This window comes from Endozoicomonas sp. ALB115, assembly GCF_049310245.1.
Taxonomy (GTDB): domain Bacteria; phylum Pseudomonadota; class Gammaproteobacteria; order Pseudomonadales; family Endozoicomonadaceae; genus Endozoicomonas.
On sequence record NZ_JBLYZG010000025.1, the window covers coordinates 64,376 to 72,288 of the forward strand.

Genomic DNA, 7,913 nt, shown 5'->3' on the forward strand with positions numbered 1-7,913 from the left:
CTGAGTCGCCAATATCGCATATAAACACAGTGCAACTCCCATCAGTTGATGCGTTATTGCCACGCGCTGCAATCCTCAACCGTCAACAAGACCCTACACAGATTTGTTCCCAGACCGATATAGGTATCCAGAGAGTTTCAAAATGATCTGGTCAAGGCTATCCGGGGGTAGGTATGGCGCTCAAACTCAGGCTGGTAGATGTCACCAAATTACAAAAAACCAACTATCTGACGTCGGAGGCATCAAAGGCGGCCGTCCGGGAGGCAAAGGTACTGCTGGATAAGCAGGAAGAGTTTATGAAAAATGGCGGAATGGACCGGCAAAAGTTACGTGCTTTTATCAATAGTGACTATTGGACATCTCGCCAAAAGCAGAAAGCCAGGGAAGAACTGCTCAATTTTCATAATGAGTTCAAAAGTAATATGGCCAATGAAGCAACGGCTAAGCGCAAAGAGCTGAATAGTGCCAGCCGTCTGCTCACGCAACGTAAAGTGAAGAAAGCAAGTACCGTTAAAAAGCGCTCCGGATATGTATAGGGCGTAAACAGATCCATATAAAAAATAACTGCTTTTCAGGGATGAGTTCAGCATGAATAACGTTAACGGCGTTTCCACGACGAATGACATAAAAACTCTAAATCCGGCAGATATGAGTCAGCAGGACTTCATTGCTGCTGTTTATCTTGAACGTGGAGAAATGCTGGACTCAGAAGTTCGACGAATTATTGGTGAAATTGATAAAAGTAATCAGTATGTAGATACCATTAATAAGTTGATTGGCAAGGCAAATGTTGCCGAGTATGGATCAACACATTATTCCTCCACCACATGGCAGGTTAAAGGCAAAAATGTTGTGCTTGATAATGGTTACGGGTTGAATTTCCAGCCAGATGGTAAGGGTGGGAATACCTTCACTCTGCTTGACGGTGACGGTAATCAGTTAATCTACCAGAACCAGACTCTGATACCTGTGCCTGCCGGTGCGACGGTGGATGCACTGGAAGTTGGCATTCCCGTGATGAACGACATGACCTATATACTGAATGATGGCACTGAGATTACCTTTAAGGCCGGAGCCCCGGATAAGGCATTCAACTCATCGGACTTTTCTGGAGGAATGGCGGATATAACTTCGATTATCATTACCCGGGATAATCAGGGAATGAAAATCAGTGATGTTAATGTTGCCGGATCAATGACCATCGGTTCCCCTACCATTGAGACCCCAACTGATGTGGCAGTATCCCAGCCGACCACAGCCACGCAAACGGTAAATGTTCCTGCTAACACACTGCCAATGTATGAGCACTACGATGAGAACGAAAATTACGACACCATTGATGTCGTCCATGGGGAAAGAGTATCCTCCAAGTGGGAAGGGGTTATTCAGAGTAAATCTCCAGCGGAACAGGCCGCCATACTAGGCAAGATAAAGTCGGATGGCGGGCTATCTATTTACTGGGAACTAGGTGACGCGGATAATACTAATGAGCGTTATTATAAAACGTTTGATTATGAGCCCTACGCCAATGAAACGCTCTCCCAGTTTATGGGACGTGTCGTTAATAGCTCCAAAACGGATTTCCGAAACTATGTCCATGCAGAGGAAGGCGATATAGAAATAGAGTATATCCAAACCGACATTCACTTTCCCGCTTATAGTTATCAGGAAGTGATACCGGGGACCAGTAAAACAACCAAACAAGTTTCATCCAGCACTATTAACGAAAGCCGGGATTTTTATGACTCTGAGAATTATGGGAGTATCAGGGCATTCACTGATGATTATTTATTAAAATTGAAAAGTGACCTGACGAACAAGGATCTTAGCGATGAACAGATAAAGGGGCTTGAAAAAGAATTGCAGACCAATGGCTATACAATTAACTTGAATCTGGAGGATACTGATGGGGAAGATAACTCGTATGGCAGAAATTATAGCTATAAATTGGTCCCCGGAGAGTCTGTGGATGAATTCTTTGAACGTGTGATGGATCAGTCAGCAGCAAAACTTAGATCATGGATAAACTACCATATGGATGAGGGAGAAATTAACATAAAATCCATGTCTGCCTCCAGTACTATACCCGGATTCTCCTATGATCAGTACGCACCAGTTCCGCAGGCTGCTCCAAATGCTGCTCGCCCGAACAACCGCCACAGCCTGGATGTCAACAATCATGATGGCCACATCCTGTATGAAGCCGGCGGTATGCATCAGTGGGAGTATGATGGCCGGGGTACCCAGGCCATCAGCAAAGCGAATCCCAATGATTCCAGCAACCAGGTATCCGGTTTTTTTGGCAGGAAGCTGGCGTTCAGCCAGTCAGTCAATGATGAGTTTAGCGGTACCACGCCGTTTATGACCCAGAAGGAGAAAGAACTTCTGGCTAATATATTGAGGATTACCTATCCCGATGCCAGTGGCAGTGGCCGACTGACCCCGGAAGAGTGGGTCACGTTAAAGAAGAGCCTGATTAATGCCCGGGATAACCTCAATGGCAACAGTCAGATTCAGACCGTTCAGCTGCAAAGGGCGATGCAGACGTATAATCAAAACTTTGAGGCCATGTCCAACGCCCAGCAGAAGATCTACTCCCTGCTCAGGGATATTATTTCTAATGTGAAGTAATCCGGGTCAACCGGTAATGGCTGTGAAGCAGCGAATGCCGGTCAACTTGACTTAATCAAGACTGATCCCCAGTTGACTGACACCATCGTTGGCAGAAAGCAGCCGAAGTTCTTTGGTAAACTCTTTTGATGGTTTCTTTTGCTGACAGACCATGCTGATCAACTCACTGATAAACCGACGTTGAACCTCAAACAATTCATGCTCTTCAGTGTACTGCGCCAGTTCGGTTCCTCTAAGCTCTTGTGCTTCAGTGTATTTTATGAATTTACCAATGGTGCTGAGTGACACGGTTAATGCACTGGCCGTTTCATCAATGGTTGCTTTCATGGCACAGTTGATGGCACAGTTAAGACCAGCCGAAAAATCCAGCGCCGGTTCAACACCAAACATATCAAAATCTTCAGGAGCTGGCGTATTTTCATCCAGTCGTTCAAGCAGACGGTCGAAGTTTTTTGACGATTGAAGTCCGGCAGTATAGTCCCAGAGCATGTTCAGACAGTGCCTCACATCGGCAGCATGGCCAAATTCTGCCAGCTCTGAAAACAGTGCAAAGTTGGGCCAGGCTCTCTCAGTGACAGCAGTAGCGAGTGTCGCCAGTTGCCAGGGAGCGAGTAATTCAATTTGGCGGGAATATTGAGCGTACAGTGTGCGGATGTTCAATGATGATTACCATTAGGGTTGATGCCGCTGGCATTCTAGCATTTCTTATTAACAGCGACATCACTACTTTAAATTTACAGGGGCCAGGTAAACTGCAGGCGTACAGAGTTGAAATTGTAATTGGAATTCAACTCAACAGAACCACCATCCGGTAAGCAGCTGCCCGCAGTAATTCGATTGGTCCTGAGCTGAACTTCTCCACAATCACTGAAAGAATAACGGGTGTTCTGCCTGATAAAGTAAATACTTTCTTTAACGCTTTCTCCAAGACCGATGCTCTCCAGTCCGTAAAGAATGGCTGAGCTGGCAACCTGGTCCCGAACCTTATCCGGGTCGTCAATGGTTTTATAAATGAATGAGCCAATGTGTTCTTCATTGAACTCTATTGTCTGCTTGAAAATAAATTCTGTTTGTTCGTGGTCTGTTTGATAAGCCGGTGCCTGAAAATCATTCATGGATGACACCTGGTTTAAAAACGGGGCTCTATCATTTGATTCCATCAGCATGGGTTGATCAGCAGATGAATAGGATATAAAGCCCATTGCCATAGATAAGTAAATCGTTCGAAAAATGCTTTGGGCAATATTTTTTATTTTCATGGCTTTAATCCTTGAGTTGATTTATGTCTGTTTGTTCTTTTTCTCCAAGAGATATTTTTTGGTTTTTGACAGGAAGAGAATGTTTTTAGTTCTATTTAGATAATCAAAAACCAAATGCTTAAAACATATTGTTTTAAATGCATATCATCACATTAGACACCTAAAGAGTGAAAATAACTTGAACAAAGGTATCATATTCCTATTTGATCTATGGTTTTGAGTGTTTTAATTGTTTTAGAGAATAAAAATATCTTTTTATATTTCGAATATGGTTTCCAGAGAACATCCCCGGAAACCAATGGGCATCAGGCGCGGGACATGAATTTCCCGGTTTCTGTATTGATTTTAATGATTTCCCCGTTACTGAGATACTCTGGAACCTGAACTTCCAGGCCAGTGCTGACCCGGGCAGGTTTTGTTCTTGCCGCAGCCGAGGCCCCTTTTATGCCAGGGGCTGTATCAACGATTTCCAGGGCAACGGATGCTGGCAGGTCAATCGCCAGTAGCTGGCCATCAACCAGAAGGGCGGTCAGGCCTTCCATATTGTCAGCGATATAGAGAAGCTGGTCCTCAATAGTGCTGGCATTGACGAGATACTGGGAATAATCCTCAGAATCCATAAACGTACACTCATTGTCTTCACGATAGAGAAGCGTGACGGCTCTTCTCTGCAGGTCCACATCAGTGAGAAGAATATCGCCGGTCAGTGTCTGCTCAAGTTTCTGGCCGCCGGGAACAGAATTGAAACGAACCTTATACAGGGTCTGGGCACCGCGGGCAGATGGGCTTTTCGCCTCAACCTGACGAACCTGATAATACTGGCCTTCAATGTCTACAATCTGGCCTTTTTTCAGTTCTCGAGCGTAAGGCATTGGATTCCTCGGAATAGCTGGTGTGCAGATAAATACGGTTGGAGTGATGATTGCTCTGGTCTGAACTGCTTTGACCTGGATAGTCTAGGAGGCTGTCCGAGAATAGCGCCCGTCTAGGCGACCCCGTAGCGAGGATGGCAGAAAATTGAGGATAAAAATTTCGTTTTGTGAGGTGAATAGTGGGGCTATTTGCCGAACAAAACGGAATTTTTAGACCAATTTGCTGCCACCGCAGTAGGGCAGTCTATTCTCGGACAGCCTCCTAGTTCCAGCGTCAGGAGTCTCTGGCCGGACAGCCAGAGTAAAGCATCCATCGGGGCATTTTAAATTGATTATGCCTGCTGATAAAGAGAGCAGTGAGTGAAGTATTGCGCAATACTATGCCGGATTGAGGTTTAAAGATGAGTCTCATCAATGCAAATGTCGTGGGTTACTGGATTTACCAACAACCTTGCCCTTGTTATCGAGAATTTTAGCCCTGGAATCCACACGGTATATCTGCCTTAAATACTCTTCCTTAATGGCTTTCTCATCAACGAGAGGCTTGGTATCCACTCCGGCGTATGCCAGGTATTCAAGCATGTACAGGGGGTTCGGCATGATAACCTCCGAGCCAGTTATAATAGCTTACCTTTCGCCATGACTCCGTTTGTTGATGCAGGGCATAAAAAGGGTGCCTTGTCATGAAAGTTTGTTGCAAGCCTATGCAAACCACTGCTGAAACGTGTTGTCTGCCAATTTCATGAAAAATATTGCATCCTGCTCGCTAACATAGAAAAATTTGACTTATATCAATGCTTGAAAAAGGCTGGGCCTATAAAAAAGATCATTAGAATAAATATCTAAGGGGGATGCTATATGACGACAGTGATTGACCGAATCATCAAAGACCATCAGCATATGGCACGCTTGCTGGACTACCTGGATTACGAGGTCTCTGGTTACCGGGAAGGCAGTGAGCACAATCCTCAGCTGAACATTATTATTGAAGCGCTGGATTATATGCATAACTATCCAGATGCATTTCACCATCCTCTTGAGTCCAGGTTGATGGCCCGGCTTCGTCCCCGGTTGGCCAGTAAAGAAGAACGGATTCAGTTTGATATGATTGAGAATCAACACCGGCAGATTACGGCAATGACCCAGAGGCTTGTGGAGGCTTTCAATACCGTTGCTTCTGACCAGGTTATCCCGATCAATCTGCTACTGGCTGAATACACGCTCTACAGTGAGTTGCAGCGGGAGCATATGGAACTGGAAAACCAGTATATGATTCCGGCGATGCAGTCTTTATTAAGTGTTGATGATCTGGTACTGGTTGATAATGATCTTAAACAGATGTCTGATCCACTTTTTGGTTCTCATTTATGGGAGGTATACCAAAATCTGTACCAGTATGTGACTGAGCGGGAAAACGAGGTTGAGCCGGTTATTTAATATTCAGCTCCACTCATAACTTTTACTCTCCAGCAAATTGCGTGTTAGGAATTTGCTGGGAGTCCTGTCCAGAGCGAAACTCAGTTTTCGGCTTGTCGCTTCGCCTTTATCTTCTTCAACCAGCCTGCAATGTAATAGCACTGATATTCATAAAGTGATAATTGTAAGTAGTTGGCCAGAAAATATGATTTCATTTGGTTAACTACTTATAGGGCCGGTTTTTATTTCGCTATCTATCAGCGTACAGTGTTGACATCTGAGTCATGAAAGAGAGGATGGAGCGTGGGTAAACCAATAACATGGATTGTTGCAGGCATTTTCTGGATGCAGGCCCATTTCGTTCTTGCTGATGCCATTGGCGAGATCGCGCCCGAGCCGGGTACAGGTAATACGGAACAGGAACTGGTCAGGGCCTCTGACTATATGGTGGCTACTGCAAACCCCTATGCAGCGAGAGCTGGTTATGAAATTCTCAAACAGGGCGGTTCTGCTATTGATGCTGTCATCACCACGCAGCTGGTACTGAATCTGGTGGAACCGCAATCTTCAGGTATTGGTGGGACGGGATTAGTCGTTTATTTTGATAATAAGGCCGGGCAGTTATCCACCTGGGAAGGTCGTGAGACTGCGCCGGGGCAGGTAAAGCCGGATCACTTTCTTGATGAAACAGGAGAACCCCTGGCGTTTTATGATGCGGTTGTGGGAGGGCGATCGGTAGCAACCCCCGGTCTGCTCAAATTGATGTATGAAGTGCATCAAAAGCATGGAAAACTGGCTTGGAAAACCTTGTTCAAGCCAGCGATAAAACTGGCCCGGGAAGGGTTTATTGTGTCGCCAAGACTGGCCAGGCTGGTTGCCATGGATCAGACCCGTCTGGGGCGTTATGAAAACACGAGAAACTACTTTTATCCTGAAGGACGTCCTGTGCAGGAAGGCGATCTGCTGAAAAACCTGCCATTTGCCAATACTCTGTCTCTTATTGCCAATCGCGGGATTGATCCGTTCTATCAGGGAGAGATTGGTCGCGATATCGTCACAACGGTGAACTCAGTAACCGATAATCCTGGCTTACTGACGATGAGTGACCTGAACCGTTATCAGGTTCAGGAACGTGACCCTGCCTGTATGGACTATCGGAGGTATCGGGTGTGCAGTATGGGACCACCAAGTTCGGGTGGACTGACCATGGGGCAGATTCTCGGGATGCTGGATCACTACAACCTGCCTGAACTGGGCAAGGACAACCCCATTAGCTGGCAACTGATTGGCGATGCAACGCGTCTGGCTTTTGCCGACCGTGGAATGTATATGGCGGATCAGGACTTTGTTCATGTGCCGAAGGGTTTGTTGGATAAGTCCTATCTTCTTGAGCGAAGTCGGCTGCTGAAAACCGGAAAGCCGTTGCAAGGGGTTGCTCCGGGCTTGCCACCGGGCATAGACAAAATACGTCAGGCTTCCGGTGAAGCACTGGAACTCCCGGCAACGACGCATATCAGCATTGTTGATGGTGATGGCAATGCGGTGGCGATGACCTCCAGCGTAGAGAATGCTTTTGGTTCACGCCTGATGGTCCGTGGTTTTCTATTGAATAACTCCATGACGGATTTTTCCTTCCGTCCATTTATTGATGGCAAACCGGTAGCCAATCGCATAGCACCAGGGAAACGACCAATGTCTTCTATGACGCCCACTATCGTGTTACGTGATGGCAAGC

8 protein-coding genes are annotated in these 7,913 nt (G+C 46.0%); 4 read left to right on the forward strand and 4 right to left on the reverse strand.

The window, feature by feature from the left end:
• The first annotated feature begins 173 nt into the window (after positions 1–173).
• Complete coding sequence (locus ACO6VE_RS12800) at positions 174–536, forward strand: hypothetical protein (RefSeq protein WP_422461624.1); 363 nt, start codon at positions 174–176, stop codon at positions 534–536.
• Between the two features lie 52 nt (positions 537–588).
• Complete coding sequence (locus ACO6VE_RS12805; RefSeq protein WP_422461626.1) at positions 589–2,631, forward strand: hypothetical protein; 2,043 nt, start codon at positions 589–591, stop codon at positions 2,629–2,631.
• Positions 2,632–2,682: 51 nt separating this feature from the next.
• Here the strand turns inward: ACO6VE_RS12805 and ACO6VE_RS12810 are convergent, their stop codons facing one another.
• The 4 genes from ACO6VE_RS12810 to ACO6VE_RS12825 all read right to left on the reverse strand — a co-directional run bounded on the left by ACO6VE_RS12810 (position 2,683) and on the right by ACO6VE_RS12825 (position 5,362).
• Positions 2,683–3,291 (reverse strand): DUF416 family protein, encoded by a 609-nt coding sequence (locus ACO6VE_RS12810; RefSeq protein ID WP_422461628.1) that lies wholly within the window; start codon positions 3,289–3,291, stop codon positions 2,683–2,685.
• A 74-nt stretch (positions 3,292–3,365) separates the two neighbouring features.
• Positions 3,366–3,746: a hypothetical protein gene (locus tag ACO6VE_RS12815; protein WP_422450316.1), complete on the reverse strand. Its 381-nt coding sequence runs from the start codon at positions 3,744–3,746 to the stop codon at positions 3,366–3,368.
• 449 nt (positions 3,747–4,195) lie between these two features.
• Complete coding sequence (gene yeiP, locus ACO6VE_RS12820) at positions 4,196–4,762, reverse strand: elongation factor P-like protein YeiP (RefSeq protein WP_209276650.1); 567 nt, start codon at positions 4,760–4,762, stop codon at positions 4,196–4,198.
• A gap of 411 nt (positions 4,763–5,173) precedes the next feature.
• Positions 5,174–5,362 (reverse strand): hypothetical protein, encoded by a 189-nt coding sequence (locus ACO6VE_RS12825; RefSeq protein ID WP_422461630.1) that lies wholly within the window; start codon positions 5,360–5,362, stop codon positions 5,174–5,176.
• Positions 5,363–5,620: 258 nt separating this feature from the next.
• Between ACO6VE_RS12825 and ACO6VE_RS12830 the strand changes: the two genes are divergently transcribed.
• Both ACO6VE_RS12830 and ggt read left to right on the forward strand, forming a co-directional pair.
• On the forward strand, positions 5,621–6,199 hold the full coding sequence (locus tag ACO6VE_RS12830) for a hemerythrin domain-containing protein (RefSeq protein WP_422450319.1): 579 nt from the start codon (positions 5,621–5,623) through the stop codon (positions 6,197–6,199).
• Positions 6,200–6,481: 282 nt separating this feature from the next.
• A partial coding sequence (gene ggt / locus ACO6VE_RS12835; RefSeq protein WP_422461631.1) for a gamma-glutamyltransferase occupies positions 6,482–7,913 on the forward strand: 1,432 nt, incomplete at its 3' end.